Raw genomic sequence first — 18,011 nt, forward strand, 5'->3', positions numbered from 1 at the left:
TCAACGCTCCCGGGTTCGCAGCAGGGCAAGCCCGAGCAGGAAGAAGCCGAGCCCGAAGGCCGCCAGCACCAGATAATCGAGCCACAGATCAGCCAAAGTCAGCCCCTTGGTGAAGCTCCCCACGCTCACGTGATTAAACCAGGCGCTCGGGAAGCCGTAGCCCATGATGCGCGCCGGCCCGGTCAGCGCGGAAACCGGCACCAGCATGCCGGAAAAGAGGATGGTCGGGATCGTGCTGACGATGGCGGTTCCGAACACCGCCGCGATCTGGGTGCGCATGAAGGTGGACATGAGGAGCCCGAGCCCGGTGCTCGCGAAGACGAACAGGACCGCCCCGAGCGTGAGCCCGAGGAGACTCCCGGCAAGCGGCACCCGAAAGAGGAAGAGCGCCATCAAGAGCAGGATTAGGTAGCTCAGGAGCGCCAGACCCACGTACGGGAGCTGCTTGCCGAGCAGGAATTCCGCGCCCTTAGTTGGCGTGGCGTAGAGGTTGGTGATGGAGCCCAGCTCCTTCTCCCGCACCACCCCCACGGCGGTCATGGTGGCCGGGATCATGATGAGCAGCAGCATCAGGATCCCCGGCACCATGGCGTAGACGCTCTTGAAGTCCTGGTTGTAGCGAAAGCGCGTCTCGACGGTCACCGGAGATGCGGACAGCCCCGCGTAGACCTTGCTCCCAAGGATCTCCAGATACCCGCGATGCACGCCCTCGGCATAACCGCGAATGGTGTCGCCGCGGAAGGGGATGGCTCCATCGATGATGAAGCCGACCTCGGGCCTGGCGCCGCGCTGCAAATCCCGACCGAAGCCCGGCGGGATCTCGATCGCCAAGGTCAGCCGGCCGCTCTCGAGCCGCCGCCACATCTCGGCGGCATCACCCGGCGGCGCCTGCTCGGAGAACCAGGTCGAGCCGGCAAAGCGCTCCAGGTAGTCCCGACTCGCCGGGGTGCGATCGTGGTCGAGCACGGCGTAGGCGATCTCGTCGACATCGAACGAGATCCCGAAGCCCATCCCGATCATCAGGATCATCGGCCCGAGCAGGGCGAAGGCGAGTCGGATGGGGTCGCGCCGAAGCTCGGTGCCCTCGCGCCGGGTATAGGCCCAGAGCCGGCGCAGCGAAAAGCGTGCGGTCCGGCGTGCCTTTCGCCGCGGCCGGACGAGCATGGGATCCTGCGTGGTCTCCCGATCGGCGGCGGTCTCCTCGCCCGCGTCCGCCGCACCCTGCTCCATGCAGGCAATGAAGGCATCCTCCAGCGTCGCCGCGCTCTGTCGGGCCTTGATGTCCGCGGGGGTGCCTTCGGCGAGCACCCGACCGCTGTGCATCAGCGAGATGCGGTCGCAACGCTCGGCCTCGTTCATGAAATGGGTGGAGATGAAGATGGTCACCCCTTGCTCGCGCGAGAGGATCAGGAGCTGCTCCCAGAAGCGATCTCGGGCGATCGGGTCGACCCCCGAGGTCGGCTCGTCCAGGATCAGGAGCTCGGGCGCGTGGATCACCGCCACCGCGAGCGACAGACGCTGGCGCACCCCGAGCGGCAGGGACTCGGCGCGGGCGTCGATTACGCGTGCAAGGTCGAAGCGCTCGGTGAGCTCCGCGATGCGCGCGGGGATGTGCTTCGGAGGCAGCCGGTAGAGCCGCGCGTGCAGGTCCAGGTTTTGGCGCACGCTGAGCTCGCCGTAGAGCGAGAAGGACTGGGACATGAAGCCCAGGCGCCGGCGCAGCGCCGTGTCCTCCGCATCCACCGGCCGGTCGAAGACCCACGCCTCGCCCTCGGTGACCGGAAGGAGGCCGGTGAGCATCCGCATGGTCGTGGTCTTGCCGCTGCCGTTGGAGCCGAGGAAGCCGAAGATCTCGCCCTTGCGGATCGAGAGACTGACCCGATCGACCGCGGTGAAGTCGCCGAAGCGCCGGGTCAGTCCCTCGGCACGGATGGCGGGCGGCCCGTCTCCATCGGGCGTGCGAGGCGGCACCACCAGACGCCGATGGCCGCCGCGGCGCTCCTCGGGCAGCAGCGCGACGAAGACCGATTCCATGTCGCGCTCGCCGGTGGTTGCGCACAGCTCGCTCACGGTACCGGCGGCGAGCACCCGGCCCGCGTCCATCGCCACCAGGGTATCGAAGCGCTCAGCCTCCTCCATGTAGGCCGTGGACACCAGGATACTCAGATCGGGGCGACGCCGCCGCAGCCGCTCCATCAGCTCCCAGAAGCGGCGGCGCGAGAGCGGGTCGACCCCGGTGGTCGGCTCGTCGAGGATCAACAGCTCGGGGTCGTGGATCAGCGCACAGCAGAGCCCGAGCTTCTGCTTCATCCCGCCGGAGAGATGCATCGCCGGACGCTCGGTGAAGGGGGCGAGGCCGGTGGCCGACGTCAGCTCGGCGATGCGCTCCGCCCGGGTCGCCTTGTCCTGCCCGAACAAGCGGCCGAAGAAATCGAGGTTCTCCCGGACCGAAAGACTGGGGTAGAGATTGCGACCGAGACCCTGGGGCATGTAGGCGATACGCTCGATCACGGCGTCGCGCGCGCGGCGCTGCCGCAGGTCATGCCCCAGCACCTCGACCCGACCGGACTGGATCTGCCGCACCCCCGCGATGATCCCGAGCAGGGTCGACTTGCCGACCCCGTCGGGTCCGATGACACCGGTCAGCCGTCCGGCGGGAAGCTCGAGCGCCACCTCGTCCAGGGCGCCCACACCCGGATAGGCGTGGCTCAGCCCGCTCAGTCGGACGACGGGGCCGGCGGCGTGCTCGGCCATAGCGATGACCTCGGGGGCGGCAGTCTCGGTTCCAGATGCTCGGGCCAGGGCAGATCGGGCCGGAGCTGCACGTAGGCCACGCCGGGGAGCCCCGTCTTCACCAGTGCCTCATAACGCGCGAGCAGATCGGGGTCGATCCGCACCTTGACGCGGAAGGCGAGCGACTCGCGCACGCTCTGCGTCTCGACCTGTTTGGGCGTAAACTGGGCGCGCGGGGCGACGAAGGAGACCTCCGCGGGGACCACATACTCGGGAGCGGCGTCCAGGACGATGCGCGCCTGCGCACCCAGCGGGACCCGTCCGGCCGCCGGTGTCGGCAGAAAGATGACCATGTAGACGTCGCCGAGATCGAGCAGGGTCAGGACCTTGCCGCCTACACCCAGCACCTCGCCCGGCTCCGCCAAGCGGTAAAGGACCCGTCCGCCGCGCGGCGCCTGGAGGGTGCTGTCCGCAATATCGACCTCGACGCGCTCGATGCCCGCCTGCGCCGCCTCGATCGCCGCCTCGGCCGCGACCACCTGCACGCGCGACGCCCACAAGGCCGCCTCGGCGCTGCGCACGCCGGTGCGCGCCTGATCGACCTGCTCCTCGGAGACGAACTGATCGGTGCGCGAGAGCCGCTGCAGCCGGTCGAGATCGCGCCGGGCGAAGTCCAGCTCGCTCTCGCGCTGCTCCACTACCGCAAGTGCATGCTGACGCTCCTGCTCGGCCTGCCGCAGCTCGGCGCGAACCTGGCGCTGCAGCGCCGCCAAGGCGTCGGTGTCGAGCACCGCGACGACCTGCCCTTGCTCGACCCGATCGCCCTCCTGTACCCGCACCTCGGCCAGCCGTCCGGCCAGTTTGGTCGCGACATCCACCTCGGTCGCCTCGATCCGACCGTTGCCGACGGCAAAGCCCTCGGGAAGTACCGCATCGCTCAGCAGACCTCGAACCGCGCCTGTGAGCATCCGGAGGTTTCCTCCGGCGACGAGCAGCCACCCCGCCAAGGCGACGGAGAGAACAGCGACGAGGATCGCCGCGGCAAAAAGCCAGCGACGGCGTCCGATCATGAGAGGGGCCTGCGTGATCCGGGCCACAAGACGGCCGTTCGCCCCGATAGGCCAGTCATGGATGATCCTTTCGGCGACTCCGGCCGACGCGGCTCCGCAGACTGATCAGATCGTGCAGATCGCACAGCATGAAGTGGCGGTTGGCGGGATGGCCGAGATGCTTCACCGTGGCCGGATCACCGTCGTGATAGCGCCGCGCGGAGACACGGAAGGGTTCGGGCAGCGATCGATTGAATGGCGAGGGTTTGATCAACAGCCGAACGACCTGCTCGAACAGTAGCGCATAGCGATCGCTGTCGGGCTCGCGATAGAGCAAGCCGAGATCGTCCCCGTAGATTCGGAAGAGGCTTAAATAGTCCTGTTCGTCGGGCTGAGAGCGGGTCATCGGCGGCCTCCGTCGGAGCAAATCCCAAGCTCGCGCGGCGTTGCGAAGTCGGGATTTCAATCGCATCGGATAGGGTTGAACTCCGGCAGGCCGACACTTAGGCTTCGTATAATTGTAGACCCGTTCTCCACATCTGCCGGGGGCGATCCCATGGGCATGTATGCGTCTTTGACATCCGTTCTTGATCGCGCCCTCGTCCGGACCCCGGCGGCAACCGGCGACCGTCCGCTTGGTCGAAGGGCTGCGCTGGTCCTCGCAATCGCCACCACCGCCGCGGCGACAGCCGTCGTGACCGCGCCCTTCTCGGCCGCGGGCGGGATGGACCCGGATCTGGTGCGACTCCTACACGCGATGGTCGGCATCAAGGGGATCATCGCATTGGCGGCCGCAGCACTTGTGTATTGGCGGCTCGGTCATCCGATCGCGCGTCCTGTCGCGATCGGCTACGGTACCGCGATCTGCATCTCGGTGGCGGCGCTCGCCTGGCTCTGGACGCTCGCGAGTATCCCGCTCGGCTCGCTTTGTTTCTACGGCGGCTTGGCGGGTCTGATCCTGGTCGGACGTTTCGATTCGGGTCTTTCGGCAGGTCTCGGAGGCTGAGCGACCGAGACGTCATCCGCCGGCCCATTGATCCGCCTGCTTCTCCTTCGACGGAGGCTCGACCAAGGAAACAACCGCCTCGGTGGCTGCCGCGATGATGTCTCCACGCGACGATGACTCGTCGGGTGCGTCGCGTTTGCAGACCAGCCGACAGAGCCAGTCGGTGGGTGACTCGAAGTCGCAGTGCTCGGCGCCCGTGACACGCTCCACGGCGGCACGATCGGTCGCGGAGAAGACGGCGAGACCATTGTTCTCGGCGTTGCAGGGCGAGGGATCCCCGACCAGTCCGATCAGCGGGCGATCCAGACCGGCGGCCATCCCCTCGCCGAGCCGACCTGCGTCGACCAGATCGAGTGCGACGACGCCGAGCGTGCGCGGGTCGTTGCGACCCGCAACTAAAGCCGCCAGCCCGCCGGCCGAGAATCCGGCATAGACGATCCGTTTTGCATCCAGCGCATCCGCCACGCGAATCATATCCAGTCCATTGCGGACATGCCGTCCGTCCCAGAACCGCGCATTGCAAAAATCCAGGGTCACGGTCGGGATCCCCTCCTCGGCGAGTGCTTGCGCCAGATCGGCCATGCGCTCCTGGCTGCGGAGGAAACCATGCCCGAGGACGACCAGGTCCTCGGTCCGCGCTGTTGTCGGTCGATACAGGCGATAATGCAGTGCGCAGCCCGTCTCCGAGTCAACCACACCGGCCTCGACGTGCCGGTCGGAACCATCACCGCGCGATGAAAGAGACGCGCCGGGCAACGCCTCGGCGACTTCCTTGTCCAATAGGGGCGTGTGCTCGTCCTCCCGTGCGACCAGCCCGAAACAGCCCGCCAGGACCAGACAAACACACAAAATGGCTGTAAACTTCACTTGACACTTAGCCCGTCATACTGAATTGACATTTGTTGCGCCGCATCAACGCACACTCTCGAAGACTGGGGGAGGATGGGGGCGGAGACATGGACTCGAGGGTTCGATTCGACTCCGGGCGGCGATTGCCCCTTCACGTGAAGTGCGGCTGACCGACGACGAAAAAACCTCCGATGCCGAGGCGACAACCGCCGCAGCAGGGACCCGATGGCAAAAACGACGGCCGTGAGCGCAGGCGAGAACCAAGCGCCTGCCGAAGATCATCCGACGCCCGCGTCCGAGGGAGCGGGAGGGCTGTGTCTGGTCTTCGGCGCCAGCGGTTACATCGGCGGTCATTTGGTGCCGCGCCTGCTCGCCGAAAGGCGACGGGTGCGGGCAAGCTCGCGCAGCCGAGGGACGCTCGAAGCGCGCGGCTGGCCCGCGGTGGAGATCGTGCCGGCTGACGCACTGGCGCCCGAGACCCTGCCCGCGGCGCTTCAGGACGTCGAGGTCGCCTACTATCTGGTGCACTCCATGGCGGCTGGGCGCGATTTCGGGCGTCTCGACCTGGAAGCGGCCGGCAACTTTGCCGATGCCGCTGCAAAGGCCGGCGTGCGACGCATCGTCTATCTCGGGGGGCTCGTCCCCGAGGATGCCGTGAGCGAGCACATCGTCTCGCGACGCGACACGGGAGAGGTCCTGCGCCGTGGTTCAGTCCCCGTGACCGAGATCCGCGCCGGGATCATCGTCGGCCCGGGCTCGGCGGCGTTCGAGGTGATGCGCGACCTGGTTTATCATCTCCCGGTCATGGTCACGCCGCGCTGGGTGCGTGCGAACTCGCCGCCCATCGCGCTGGAGAATCTGCTGGTCTATCTTGTGCGGCTGCCCTGGGTGGAGGAGGCCGCGTCTCTGAGCCTGGACACCGCGGGCCCCGAGACCCTGACCTACACGCAGATGATGTACATCCTGGCCGACGCGGCGGGCAAGCGCCGCCCCTGGATCATCCCGGTCCCCGTGCTGACACCGGGGCTCTCGGCGCACTGGCTGCGCTTCATCACATCGGTGCCGACCAACGTAGCGCGTGCCCTGATCGAGGGTCTGCGCCATGACTTCTACGCCGACGATGCCGAGGCGCGCCGGCTGGTCCCCCAACACCTTCTGGGGTTTCGGGAGGCCGTGGATGCCGCGTTTGCGCTCGAGCGCAGCGGCGAGCCTATTACGCGCTGGACCGAGGGTGCCTTTGCCGTGCGCAATCAACGTATCGATTACGCCTATTATGCCAAGCGCGCCTCGGGCACGTCCGAGACCCGCGCGGATTCGGCCGCCGTCTGGCGACTGGTGTCCGCGATCGGCGGGGACAACCGCTATTACTACCTGGATACGCTCTGGTCCATTCGCGAGTGGATGGACTGGGCCATCGGCGGCCCCGGTCGCGTGCGCGGCCGACGCCATCCGCAGGATGTGCGCACGGGCGACCGCATCGATTACTGGAAGGTGCTCGGCGCCGAGCCCGAGAAACGCCTCAGCCTGGCCTTCGGCATGCGCGCGCCCGGTGCCGGCGTGATGGAATTCGACCTGGCCCCGCTGCCCGACGGGGGCACGCGCCTCACGGCAACGGCCTACTGGCACCCGGCCGGAGTTTGGGGGCTGCTGTACTGGTATTCACTGGAACCCATTCACCGCTTCGTCTTCAAAGGACTCACGCGTGAGATCTGTCGCCGCGCCGAGCGGGATCAACGCAGACCACGCCCGATCGAAAGCAGTACATAACGAGGTTTTATCGACATGGACACAGGTAAGGATTCGGCACTCTCGCATCCGCGAGCCGCCGCCAAGACCGGCAAGGTCGCCCTTCCGGCCGCGCTCGACGCACCGCGGCACGATCTCGCGACCGAGCACGGCGGACGCATTCATTACTATGCGGACACCTCGGCCACGGGCCGTCCGCTGGTCCTGGTGCACAGCATCAATGCAGCGCCCAGCGCCTTCGAGATGAAGCCGCTGTTCCAGCAATATCGCTCGCAGAGGCCCGTCTATGCGATCGATCTGCCGGGGTTCGGCCATTCCGATCGCAGCAACCGGCGGTACTCGCCGAGCCTTTTTGCCAACGCCATCGTCGACTTTCTGGAGAAGGTGGTCGGCAAGCCCTGCGATCTGGTGGCCTTCTCGCTCGGCTGCGAGTTTGCCGCGCAGGCGGCGCTGATCAAGCCGGAGTTGGTCGAGTCCTTGGTGCTCATCTCCCCGACCGGGTTCAGCGCACGCCGGCTGCCGACCGGTCAGGCCGCCGAGCGCGCCCACAGGGTGCTGAGCGTGCCGGTGGTGAACGACGGGCTCTTCGCCCTGCTGACCTCGCGGCCAAGCATTCGTTTTTTCTACAAGCAGGCCTTCCACGGCGCCATCCCGCCCGAGATGATCGAGTACGCCTATGCGACCTCGCATCAGCCGGGTGCCAAGTACGCGCCGCTCTACTTCCTGTCCGGTCAGTTGTTTACCCCGAACGCACGCGAAGGCGTCTACGCGAACGTGGCGCAACCCGTGCTGGTGCTCTACGATCGCGATCCGAACATCGACTTTCACGAGCTTCCGGACTTCCTGAGCCACCATTCGAACTGGCGGGCCGAACGCATCGCGCCGACGCGCGGACTGCTCCAGTGGGAGCAGCCGGCACAAACGGCGGCTGCGATCGATCGCTTCTGGTCGATCCCTCAGGCCGCCTGAGCTTTTCGAGGATGCCTTGTCCCGGATGCGGTGCTTGACGCCGCATCCGGGGAAGAGACACCAGACCGCCGGTTCTTCAAACTGACTCATGCTTGCACCGCTCAAGACCCTCGAGCAGATCCTCGCGCGCCTCGCCGAGACGATCGACAACCTGCCGCTCACGCGCTCCGAGGGGTTCGTCTCCCTTGTCCTGGAGCTGCCTCAAGCCCTGGCGATCGCGCCCGAGATCCCGGGTCCGCAGTTTCAGTTCGCGCACAATCATCGCGGCGAGGTGCGCGCCGGCTACGGGATCGCCGGCGAGTGGACCGCGCAGGGCGAGGGACGTCTTCAAACCCTGCGTACGGCAGCCAAACGGATGTCGGCCCACTGGGAGCATCTCGACCCGGACGAGACCGGCTTCTCGGGATTCGCGATGCTCGGCTTCGCGTCCTCGCCCGTGCCCGACGCACCGGCCGAGCCCGACACCTTGCCCAACGCGCTGCTCTGGCTTCCGGAGCTTGCGCTGTCCTCGCGCGCCGGACAGGCGGCGGTCATCCTCTCGACTGCGCTGCCGGTCGCACGAGATGAGCTCTTTGCGCGCTGGAAGGCGCGCTTGGAGCAGATCATCCCGCGGCTGAATCAGCCGGCGCTCGATCCGCTGACACCGGCGCGCCTCGATCAGGGGCCGACCGAGCCGGATGCGGCACGTTGGCAGGACCTCGTCGTGTCGGCCCTCGAGCAGATCGAGCAGGCGCATCTGGAGAAGGTCGTCGTCTGTCGGCGACTCAGGCTCCAGGGTCGCCGGCGCTTCGACCTGACCCGGCTAAACGCCGCGTTGGCCTATCTCTTTCCGTCCTGTCAGGTGGTGACGATCCGCCGACACGCGACCAGCTTCGTCGCGGCCACACCCGAGCGCCTCTTCACCCAACAACGCGACCGCATCGAGGTGGACGCAATCGCCGGGACGGTCTGTCGCGCCGCAAGTGCCGACCGTGATGCCGCGCTCACGAGCGCCCTGCAGACCTCGCGCAAGAACCTGCACGAGCACATGGTCGTCGTCGACGCCGTGACAGATGCGCTCGGCCATTGCAGCCGTCGCATCGAGCCGCCGGACGGACCTCGGGTGATGCAGCTCAACAACGCGCAACATCTCTGGAGCCTGGTGCGCGCCGAGCTGGATCCGGGTATGGACGTCTTTCAGCTCGCCGAGCTGCTGCACCCAACACCGGCCACCAACGGTCATCCCTGCGAGCTGGCGCGCGCCTGGTTGCGCCGCTCCGAGACGATCCGACGCGGTTGGTATACCGGGGCAGCCGGGATCATCGAGCCGGATCTCACCGGGGAGCTTTGGGTGCTGCTTCGCTGCGCCGAGATCCACGAGAGCACGGCGGACCTCTACGCCGGCGCGGGGATCGTCGCGGGGTCCGACCCGGACTCCGAGTGGCAGGAGACCGAGCACAAGCTCGCAGCCATGTCGACGGCACTGCAGTTCGCATGAGCGACGCCGAGACGCCCGATCAGGGTTGTCGCAATCTACGCTGGGCACTGGCGCTCTTCGACGGGCTGGTGAGCGGCGGTGTGCGCCGGGTGGTACTCTCGCCCGGCTCGCGCTCTACGCCGCTCGTCCTGGCCGCCCAGCGACAACCGCTGATCGAGCTGACGCCCATCCTCGACGAGCGCAGCGCCGCCTTCTTCGCACTGGGATTGGCACAGGCGTCCGCTCGGCCGGTTGCGCTCCTGTGCACCTCGGGCAGCGCCCTCGCCCATTGGTTTCCGGCCGTCATCGAATCCTCCGAATCCGGCGTCCCGCTGATCCTGCTCTCGGCGGATCGCCCGCCCGAGCTGCGCGGCTGGGGTGCGAACCAGACCATCGATCAGACGCGTCTCTTCGGCGGATTCACCCGCGAGTGTCATGATCCGGGCCCCGCCGAAGAAGGCCCGGCCGCGCTCAAGGCGATACGGGCGCTCGGGCTGCGCGCCGCGCTCGTCAGCCGGGGTCCGCGGCCCGGTCCGGTGCATCTGAATCTCCCGTTTCGCGAGCCGCTCGTGCCGGGGCCATCCTGCACGGCCGAGCCGTTTCGGGCCTTCGGAGGCGCGGAGGCCGGCCCGCACGACGGATCGGAGCTTCGGTCCTCGGCGATGGATCAGGCGTGCTGCTTCGATACACCGCAGTGGCCGCAGGAGCTTACGACACTCCTCCGCGGACGCGGCATCATCTGCTGCGGCCCCATGATGCCCTCGGACGCAGCAGCCGAGGCCATCTTCGCCTGTGCCGAGCTGCTCGATGCCCCGGTCTTAGCCGACCCGCTGTCCGGCCTTCGCTTTCGAACGGCGACGGCAGCGAGGATCACGCGCTACGACAGCCTCCTGCGCAATCCCGAGGCCGCGGCGGCGCTGAGACCGGACTGGGTGATCAGGTTCGGCGGAACAGCGGTCTCCAAGACGCTGTCGGGTTGGATCGAGGACGTCCCGTCCATCCTCGTCGATCCGGCCGAGCGTTGGACGGATCCTAACCATGATGTCATCGCCCGAATCAGCGCCGATCCAATCGCCTTTTGCCGGCTGTTGCAGACGCGCATCGAGCGCAACGCACAAGGACCCTGGATCGAACGCTGGGCCGCGGCGGAGCAGACGCTCGACCGGCTCGCCAGCGCCTTCCTGCAGCAATCGCCCTGGTGCGAGGGCCATCTCATCGCCGATCTGCTGGAACGCCTCCCCGCGGGGGACGGTCTCTTCTGCGCCAACTCGCTGCCGATCCGTCAGCTCGACACCTGGTCGGGGCAGTCGGACAAGCCGCTGCGGGTCTTCGGCCATCGCGGTGCGAGCGGGATCGACGGACAAAGCTCGACGCTCTCCGGACTGAACGCCGGACGGATCGCGCCGACACGCGGCGTCACCGGACTCCTGGGCGATCTGTCCTTCATCCACGACCTCAGCGGCCTGTTGCTGATGGAGAGGCTCGACCGCCCGTGCATTGTCTTGAATAATGGCGGCGGCCGTATCTTCGACGCTCTGCCGCAACGCGGACTGCCGGGGTTCGAGCCGCTTTGGCGAACGCCGCAGCGCGTGCAGCCGGAGGCCCTCGCGCGGGCCTTCGGGCTCGCGCATCGGTCGGTCGACGACGCCTCGGGTTTCGCGCAAGCCTGGGCCGAGGCGATCGACGCCGGCATGCGCGCCGAGCCGGCCGGGCTCATCGAGGTCCGTCTGGATGCGGAGCTGAGCCTGCGCACGCACCGCGCGTTCTGGAACGGCGTTCGCGAGCAATCCATCATCGAGAGTGAATGAGGTTCCAAGGTGTCGTCAGCGTTCAGTGAGCAGGCCGGTCAAACCGAAATCGAGGTACCGAGCCCCGTCGTGTGGGAGACGCCCCCCGGCGACCTCTATCAGGACATCCTCTACCAACAGGCGGAGCAGATCGCCAAGATCACCATCAACCGGCCCGAGGTGCGCAACGCCTTTCGGCCGCAGACGGTGCGCGAGCTCATCGACGCCTTCCGTCGCGCACATCTGGATCCGCGTGTCGGCGTCATCATCCTGACCGGCGCGGGTGATTTGGCCTTCTGCTCGGGCGGCGATCAACGCATCCGGGGCGACGAGGGGTACCGCGACGAGGCCGGGGTCGAGCACCTGAACGTGCTCGAGCTGCAGCGTCAGATCCGCACTCTTCCAAAGCCGGTCGTGGCCATGGTCGCGGGCTATGCGATCGGAGGCGGGCATGTACTGCACCTGATCTGCGACCTGACGATCGCGGCGGACAACGCCCGCTTCGGCCAGACCGGGCCGCGGGTCGGCAGCTTCGACGGCGGTTTCGGGGCCGGACTCATGGCCCGCACCGTCGGTCTGAAGAAGGCCAAGGAGATCTGGTTCCTGTGTCGTCAATACGATGCGCAGGAAGCGCTGGCGATGGGGCTCGTCAACACGGTGGTCCCGCTGCGCGAGCTGGAGTCCGTCACGCTCGATTGGTGCCGGCAGATGAACCGGCTGTCCCCGACCGCGCTGCGTGTGCTCAAGGCATCCTTCAACGCGGAGACGGACGGACTCGCCGGTATCCAGGAGCTGGCCGGGAATGCCACCGCGCTCTTCTACACGACCGCCGAGGGACAAGAAGGGCGCGATGCCTTCCTCGAGAAACGCGAACCCGATTTCGGCAAGTTCCCGCGGCGTCCCTGACGTGGCGGGCTCCGGGTCGAATCTCGCGCTCTGGATCGCGGCGGCGCGCCCGAAGACATTGGTCCTGGCCGTGGCCCCGGTCGTGGCGGGGATCGGGCTGGCCGTCTTTCAGACCGGAGAGCTTGCCGCCGTCACGGCCTTGCTCACGTTGATCGCGGCGGTCGCAATCCAGATCGGCACCAACCTGCACAACGATGCCTCCGACTACGAGCGCGGGACAGACACCGCCGATCGTCTCGGCCCCCCGAGGGCGACGGCGGAGGGCTGGTTCAGCCTTGAGCAGGTCAAGCGGGCGGCGCACCTGGCGTTCGGGCTCGCCTTCGTGATAGGGCTGGCCTTGGTGGTGCGCGGCGGCTGGCCGATCCTCGCCATCGGGATCGCATCGCTGGTCGCGGGCTATGCCTACACCGGCGGCCCGCGTCCCATCGCCTACGGCCCGTTCGGGGAGCTCTATGTGCTGTTGTTCTTCGGGCTCGCCGCCGTGGGCGGGACCTATTATCTCCAGACCCTGGCCTTCGACTGGCCGGCGCTCATGGTCGGTATCGCCTTGGGCCTGCCGGCCGCTGCCGTCTTGCTGCTGAACAATTACCGGGATCTGGAGACCGATCGCATCGCCGGACGGCGCACACTGTGCCACCATCTGGGCCGACCGAGGGCGCGTGTTCTCTATGGCCTGTTGCTGCTGGGATCGATCGCGATTCTTGGCCTGACCTTCGGCCCGACCATCGCATGGCCTCTGCTCGCGGCCGTCCCGCTCGGCACCCTTCTGACACTCAAGCTCGTTCGCGGCGCAACAGGTCGGCAGATCAATCCGCTCTTGGGACAAACGGGACTCTTCCAGGCGGCCGTGACGGTGCTGCTGCTCGTCGGATTCGGTCTGAGCCGCATCGCATGATGGATCGACTGCGGATCGATCGATTCCGGATACGCCCGTATGACCTGCCGCTGCGTCGCGACTGGCGCAGTGCTCGGGGCGGATTCGAGCGACGACGTGGCTGGCTCGTCTGCGCCGCGACAGATGGTGCCATCGGTTTCGGCGATTGTGCACCGATTCCCGCAGCGGGAACGGAGGCTCCCGAATCCGCCGAGTCGGCTTTGTTGAATGCTTGTGCCCGGGCGCCCGGCAGATCGGTCGGCGAGATGCTGGGGATGCTGGACAATGGATACGCCCCAACACCGGCCGCGCGCTTCGCGCTCGAGTGCGCACTGCTCGACCTCCTGAGCCAAGCGGAAGGCGTTCCCTTGCGAAGGCTGTTGGCACACGATGCTTCGGATACTGTCCCGGTCAACGGGATCCTCGGCGCACTGGCGACCCTGACGGCGGCTGATCTTGATCAGGCCGCAGAGGCGGGTTTCAGGGTGGTGAAGCTCAAGGTGGGCGTCGAAGACCCGCCCTCGGAGATTGGCCGCATGCTCGCGCTCGCGCCGTTCGTGCCTGCCGATATGCGCCTGCGGCTCGACGCCAACGGGGCTTGGGGATATGACGAGGCATGCCGCATTCTCGATCAGCTGGCGGGGCTGCCGATCGAATCGTTGGAGGAGCCGCTGCGGATCCCGGACCCGACCCGGCTGCATGCGCTTCAGGAGCGAGCGGGCTTTCCGCTGGCGCGGGACGAAAGCCTGGCAGGGCTGACTGCCGATGCGGATCTCGGTGGGCTGGGTGTAAAGCGCATCGTCATCAAGCCGGCCGTCGTGGGCGGGCTTCGCTCCGCACTCGACCTATCTCGACGTGCCGCCACGGCGGGTATCGAGGTCGTGGTGACCGGTGTCGTCGAGAGCGCCGCCGGGCTCTGGCCGACCGCTCAGCTGGCCGCCTCCACCGGCAGCGCGCTGCCGCACGGACTCGCCACCGCGGATTGGCTGGCCGAGGATCTCGGGGTCGCGCCGTGCTTGACCGGCGCACACCTGTCGCTCTCCGACCGACCGGGCTCCGGATTCACGCCGCATCCGGATCCGAACCCGGAGTAAGACCAAGACCGAGAAGGTTTCGATCGAAGTCCCCGCATGACGACACACCTGGATCCGGAGCTCTGGTCGCTGATTCGCGTGGCGCTGCATGTCGGCTTCTTCTTCGCTGCGGCATATCTGCTCCGGTCGATGTTCGACGCCCGCCGGGCCACCGAGCTACGCCATCTGCCGCGCCCCAAATGGTCGGTACGGGTACCGATCGCCCTCTTGATCCTTTTGTTCATCGGGATCCTGGTCTATCAAGCGACATGGCAGTTGATCGGTGCGTCTCGACCGGAGTTCATCGCCTTCATGCAGCTGCACGACAGGCGCGAGCTGAACCCGGCGCATCGGATCCAGCGCGGCCGGATCCTGGATCATCGCGGCGAGGTGCTCGCCTACAGCGAGGAGATCCTCGGACAGGTCTATCGGCTCTACCCCGATGGACCTGCCTTTGCACATGTCGTCGGCTATAGCCATCCCTGGTTCGGGGCTTCGGGGATGGAGTCGGTGGCCAACGTGCGACTCAACGGCGGCGCGCCGGACGGACTCGGCGACTGGGGGAAGCTCGGTCGCCAGCTCGTCACTCAAGATAAGCGCCCGCGCGGCCAAGACCTGACACTCACGCTCGATGCCGAGCTCCAGCGGATGGCCTTCGCCCTCCTCGAAGGGAAACAGGGGGCAATCGTCCTCATGCGGCCCGAGGACGGGGCGATCCGCACGCTCGTGAGCGCGCCATCCTACGATCCGAACCGGATCACACCTGCGCTCTTCCAGGATTCGGGGCCGGGCGCGGCCTTGCTCAACCGTGCCACCCAGGGTCTCTATCCACCGGGCTCGACCTTCAAGATCCTGCTTGCCGCCTTGGCGCTGGAACAGGGTTTCTCCGGGACACTCGAGTGTCCCGCGGACGGATTCACGACATCCCCACGCTACCGAAAGATCCGGGACCATGACTACTATACGGCCCGGAAGAGCGGCTCGACTTGGGCTGGACACGGGCGCCTCGATCTCGCCACGGCGTTCGCGAGATCCTCGAACGTCTTTTTCGCGCAGCTCGGCGTGCGCTACGGGCACGATGCCTTTTTCGCCATGACCGAACGGATGCAGCTCAATCGCAGGATCGTCCTGCACGAGACGCCCTACGGAGACTGGTCCATGCGCACGGGCGAGATCAGGCGACTCGACGCCTCGGACCAGTATGGACTTGCCCAGATGTCCATCGGTCAGGGCGCCGCGCTGGTAACACCGGCCCATATGGCACTGATCGCCTCCGCGATCGGCAACCGGGGACTCGCCGTCAGACCGCGGTTGATCGAGACGGATGAAGCTGCGCCTTTGGCCTACTTCATGAGCACATCGGTCGCCGAACGCCTATCGGCCATGCTGCGGCAGGTCGTGATCAGCGGGACCGGCCGCGGGATCGACACCCCTCGACTCGCGATCGCGGGAAAAACCGGAACCGCCGAGAACCCGCAGGGCGCGTCGCACAGCTGGTTTGTCGGCTTTGCACCCGCCGAGCGGCCTCAGCTCGCGGTGGCGGTCTTGGTCGAGCACGGCGGCTATGGCTCGGCGACGGCGGCGCCGATCGCGCGCGATCTCCTCTTGCGCGCCGTCGATCTGGGGTTGATCCAATGAGTCGGGCAAACGGACCGATCGACGTCGCGGATACTTGGGAACTACGCGCGCCCGAACGCGCACTCCTGGCCTGGTGCGTCGTCTGTATCGCGCTCGGATTCGTCATGCTCTGGGGCTCGACGTACGTCGGCGGCGGAATGGTCGACGGACTCGATCTGTTGCCGCTCGGGCTCTATACCCTTTCGCTGCTGACGCTGCATCTCATGCTGGTAACGGCTCGATTCAGGGGCGATCAACTCATCCTGGTCGCCGTCGCCTTTCTATCGGGATTCGGGATGCTTGCCCAATACCGGATGGGATCCTTCGAAACCGAGGGAACGATCTCGCTCAACCTGCTTCTCTTTCCGATCGGGCTGATCCTGATGGGAGCAACCGCCATCATCCTCATGCGCGGTCGTTATCAGGCCCTCGGGTTGGCGCACTGGATCTGGGTCTGGGCCGGACTCTCGCTCGGGCTCCTGGCGGTCTTGCTGCTGTTCGGTCAGCGCTTTCGCGGCGGCGTCTATGCCGCCGGTTTGGTCACGCCGAGCGAGATCCTGAAGGTGACGATCGTGCTGTTCGTGGCGGGATTTATCGCGCGCAACGCAAAGTCACTCGGCGCTTGGGGAAAGGGTTTGCCGCTGCCGCCATGGCGCGCCTTGCTGCCGCTCGCCGGTTTCTGGCTGGTTCTGGCGGGCCTTTTGGTCATCCAACACGACCTCGGGCTAGTCATCATTCTGAGCATCGCCTTGCTGACGATGCTCGTCGTCGGGACCGGGCGCATGGGCTATCTGGTCTTCGGCGGGATCGGCGCTGTCGCAATGGCCGCGGCCGTCTTGAAGGTTCTGCCCCATGGAGAGCGCCGGGTGACGGCTTGGCTCGAGCCTTTTCGTGATCCCACGGGAGGGAGCTGGCAGATCCTGCAGGGATTGTCCGGAATGTTTTCCGGAGGACTCTGGGGAGAAGGATTCGGACGCGGCAGCCCGGAATATACGCCCATCGCTCAATCGGACTTCATCTATTCGGTCATCGGAGAGGAATTGGGATTCGCGGGATGCGCAATCGTAATCCTCTTCTTCCTGATCCTGTTCGGCCGAAGCCTGCTTGTTGCATCCCGAGCAGCCGACAGCTATGGCCGATCCGTCGGGACCGGACTCTTGACCGTCCTCGCAACCCAGACCTTTCTCAATATCGGCGGGATCACGAAGTTCGTCCCTCTCACCGGCCTACCCTTGCCCTTCATCAGTCACGGCGGAAGCAGTCTGATCACGGGATTCATCGGTGTAGGCATACTTCTCGCCATTTCCGACGGGCAACCCACAACAGCGTCAAGGAATCGGATTGCTAAGCAGACGAATGAGATTACGGGGAAGGGTGTTCGGAGGAGTCGAAGGGCTTCGGCGGGTTGATTCTATTAAACCGCGTCCAGAGCGAGATGCGTCATTTTTATGTTGTTTCGGGCTCAAGGATTTTTCCGACCTTTGTAGTGACGCGGTTTAGAATTTAATATTTTTTAATAGATTAAACCGCGCCAGCTCCGACAGTTGTCGGAGCTGGCGCGGTCAAGCCAAGCCAACAAACAACGCATGCCGCAACGGGCGCGGTTTAAGGCGAATTCCGGAAACCGTTATGCCAAGCTGCGCATCGGAGCGCTCGACGTTGAGCGCGCTGTAGGTTGTGCCGGGCCGCGCGAGGCACAACCAACCGCCGGCGGAAGTTGTGCCTCCTATCGTCAGCACAACCTACGGGTATGGCATTTCCCGGAAATCGCCTTAGAGTCAGCTGACACAAGGCTTCGCTTCGATCGCCAGTGTCCTCCTTCCGCGGCGCATAAAAAAACCCCCGCTTGGGGGCGGGGGTTTTGGGCATAAGGCCCTGGCGGTGACCTACGTTCGCATGGGGAGGCCCCACACTATCATCGGCGAGACACCGTTTCACGTCTGAGT

The 18,011-nt window shown here is 66.4% G+C and carries 14 protein-coding genes; 10 read left to right on the forward strand and 4 right to left on the reverse strand.

Annotated elements, in window-relative coordinates:
* From rbbA to BLV04_RS11665, 3 genes are read right to left on the reverse strand one after another with little or no spacing between them, the layout of a single operon-like run.
* Complete coding sequence (gene rbbA, locus BLV04_RS11655) at positions 1-2,754, reverse strand: ribosome-associated ATPase/putative transporter RbbA (protein WP_093031837.1); 2,754 nt, start codon at positions 2,752-2,754, stop codon at positions 1-3.
* Entirely contained in the window at positions 2,718-3,803 is a 1,086-nt protein-coding gene (locus tag BLV04_RS11660; RefSeq protein WP_093031840.1) for an HlyD family secretion protein, read from the reverse strand. Before BLV04_RS11660 ends, rbbA begins: the two co-directional genes overlap by 37 nt.
* Positions 3,804-3,858: 55 nt before the next feature.
* Positions 3,859-4,188, reverse strand: a complete 330-nt coding sequence (locus tag BLV04_RS11665; RefSeq protein WP_093031843.1) for a hypothetical protein — start codon at positions 4,186-4,188, stop codon at positions 3,859-3,861.
* A gap of 156 nt (positions 4,189-4,344) precedes the next feature.
* On the opposite strand from BLV04_RS11665, the gene BLV04_RS11670 reads away from it, so the two are divergent.
* Complete coding sequence (locus tag BLV04_RS11670) at positions 4,345-4,788, forward strand: hypothetical protein (protein WP_093031846.1); 444 nt, start codon at positions 4,345-4,347, stop codon at positions 4,786-4,788.
* A 12-nt stretch (positions 4,789-4,800) separates the two neighbouring features.
* Here BLV04_RS11670 and BLV04_RS11675 read toward each other — a convergent pair whose 3' ends face one another.
* Positions 4,801-5,655: an alpha/beta hydrolase family protein gene (locus BLV04_RS11675; RefSeq protein WP_093031849.1), complete on the reverse strand. Its 855-nt coding sequence runs from the start codon at positions 5,653-5,655 to the stop codon at positions 4,801-4,803.
* Between the two features lie 207 nt (positions 5,656-5,862).
* Here BLV04_RS11675 and BLV04_RS11680 point away from each other — a divergent pair, with 207 nt between their 5' ends.
* From BLV04_RS11680 to BLV04_RS11720, 9 genes are all read left to right on the forward strand, one after another.
* The gene (locus BLV04_RS11680; protein ID WP_245731856.1) at positions 5,863-7,404 is read left to right on the forward strand and encodes a DUF2867 domain-containing protein; all 1,542 of its coding nucleotides are present in this window, start codon (positions 5,863-5,865) and stop codon (positions 7,402-7,404) included.
* A 15-nt stretch (positions 7,405-7,419) separates the two neighbouring features.
* On the forward strand, positions 7,420-8,352 hold the full coding sequence (locus BLV04_RS11685) for an alpha/beta fold hydrolase (protein ID WP_093031852.1): 933 nt from the start codon (positions 7,420-7,422) through the stop codon (positions 8,350-8,352).
* 88 nt (positions 8,353-8,440) lie between these two features.
* Positions 8,441-9,829: an isochorismate synthase gene (locus BLV04_RS11690; protein WP_093031855.1), complete on the forward strand. Its 1,389-nt coding sequence runs from the start codon at positions 8,441-8,443 to the stop codon at positions 9,827-9,829.
* Entirely contained in the window at positions 9,826-11,616 is a 1,791-nt protein-coding gene (gene menD / locus BLV04_RS11695) for a 2-succinyl-5-enolpyruvyl-6-hydroxy-3-cyclohexene-1-carboxylic-acid synthase (RefSeq protein WP_093031858.1), read from the forward strand. The genes BLV04_RS11690 and menD overlap by 4 nt, the downstream gene beginning before the upstream one ends.
* Positions 11,617-11,685: 69 nt before the next feature.
* Positions 11,686-12,501 (forward strand): 1,4-dihydroxy-2-naphthoyl-CoA synthase, encoded by an 816-nt coding sequence (gene menB, locus BLV04_RS11700; protein WP_342721908.1) that lies wholly within the window; start codon positions 11,686-11,688, stop codon positions 12,499-12,501.
* A 1-nt stretch (position 12,502) separates the two neighbouring features.
* Positions 12,503-13,396, forward strand: a complete 894-nt coding sequence (locus tag BLV04_RS11705; protein WP_245731857.1) for a 1,4-dihydroxy-2-naphthoate polyprenyltransferase — start codon at positions 12,503-12,505, stop codon at positions 13,394-13,396.
* Positions 13,393-14,469: an o-succinylbenzoate synthase gene (gene menC / locus BLV04_RS11710; protein ID WP_245731858.1), complete on the forward strand. Its 1,077-nt coding sequence runs from the start codon at positions 13,393-13,395 to the stop codon at positions 14,467-14,469. Before BLV04_RS11705 ends, menC begins: the two co-directional genes overlap by 4 nt.
* 36 nt (positions 14,470-14,505) lie before the next feature.
* The gene (locus BLV04_RS11715) at positions 14,506-16,086 is read left to right on the forward strand and encodes a peptidoglycan D,D-transpeptidase FtsI family protein (protein WP_093031867.1); all 1,581 of its coding nucleotides are present in this window, start codon (positions 14,506-14,508) and stop codon (positions 16,084-16,086) included.
* Positions 16,083-17,474, forward strand: a complete 1,392-nt coding sequence (locus tag BLV04_RS11720; RefSeq protein ID WP_093031870.1) for an FtsW/RodA/SpoVE family cell cycle protein — start codon at positions 16,083-16,085, stop codon at positions 17,472-17,474. The genes BLV04_RS11715 and BLV04_RS11720 overlap by 4 nt, the downstream gene beginning before the upstream one ends.
* Positions 17,475-18,011: the final 537 nt, after the last annotated feature.

Source organism: Thiocapsa roseopersicina, assembly GCF_900106925.1.
GTDB classification, from domain to species: Bacteria; Pseudomonadota; Gammaproteobacteria; order Chromatiales; family Chromatiaceae; genus Thiocapsa; species Thiocapsa roseopersicina.

Bases quoted from the DNA above. Each gene is read 5' to 3' on its own strand.
- rbbA (WP_093031837.1), bottom strand. From the start codon at position 2,754: ATGGCCGAGCACGCCGCCGGCCCCGTCGTCCGACTGAGCGGGCTGAGC.
- BLV04_RS11660 (WP_093031840.1), bottom strand. From the start codon at position 3,803: ATGATCGGACGCCGTCGCTGGCTTTTTGCCGCGGCGATCCTCGTCGCT.
- BLV04_RS11665 (WP_093031843.1), bottom strand. From the start codon at position 4,188: ATGACCCGCTCTCAGCCCGACGAACAGGACTATTTAAGCCTCTTCCGA.
- BLV04_RS11670 (WP_093031846.1), top strand. From the start codon at position 4,345: ATGTATGCGTCTTTGACATCCGTTCTTGATCGCGCCCTCGTCCGGACC.
- BLV04_RS11680 (WP_245731856.1), top strand. From the start codon at position 5,863: ATGGCAAAAACGACGGCCGTGAGCGCAGGCGAGAACCAAGCGCCTGCC.
- BLV04_RS11685 (WP_093031852.1), top strand. From the start codon at position 7,420: ATGGACACAGGTAAGGATTCGGCACTCTCGCATCCGCGAGCCGCCGCC.
- BLV04_RS11690 (WP_093031855.1), top strand. From the start codon at position 8,441: ATGCTTGCACCGCTCAAGACCCTCGAGCAGATCCTCGCGCGCCTCGCC.
- menD (WP_093031858.1), top strand. From the start codon at position 9,826: ATGAGCGACGCCGAGACGCCCGATCAGGGTTGTCGCAATCTACGCTGG.
- menC (WP_245731858.1), top strand. From the start codon at position 13,393: ATGATGGATCGACTGCGGATCGATCGATTCCGGATACGCCCGTATGAC.
- BLV04_RS11715 (WP_093031867.1), top strand. From the start codon at position 14,506: ATGACGACACACCTGGATCCGGAGCTCTGGTCGCTGATTCGCGTGGCG.
- BLV04_RS11720 (WP_093031870.1), top strand. From the start codon at position 16,083: ATGAGTCGGGCAAACGGACCGATCGACGTCGCGGATACTTGGGAACTA.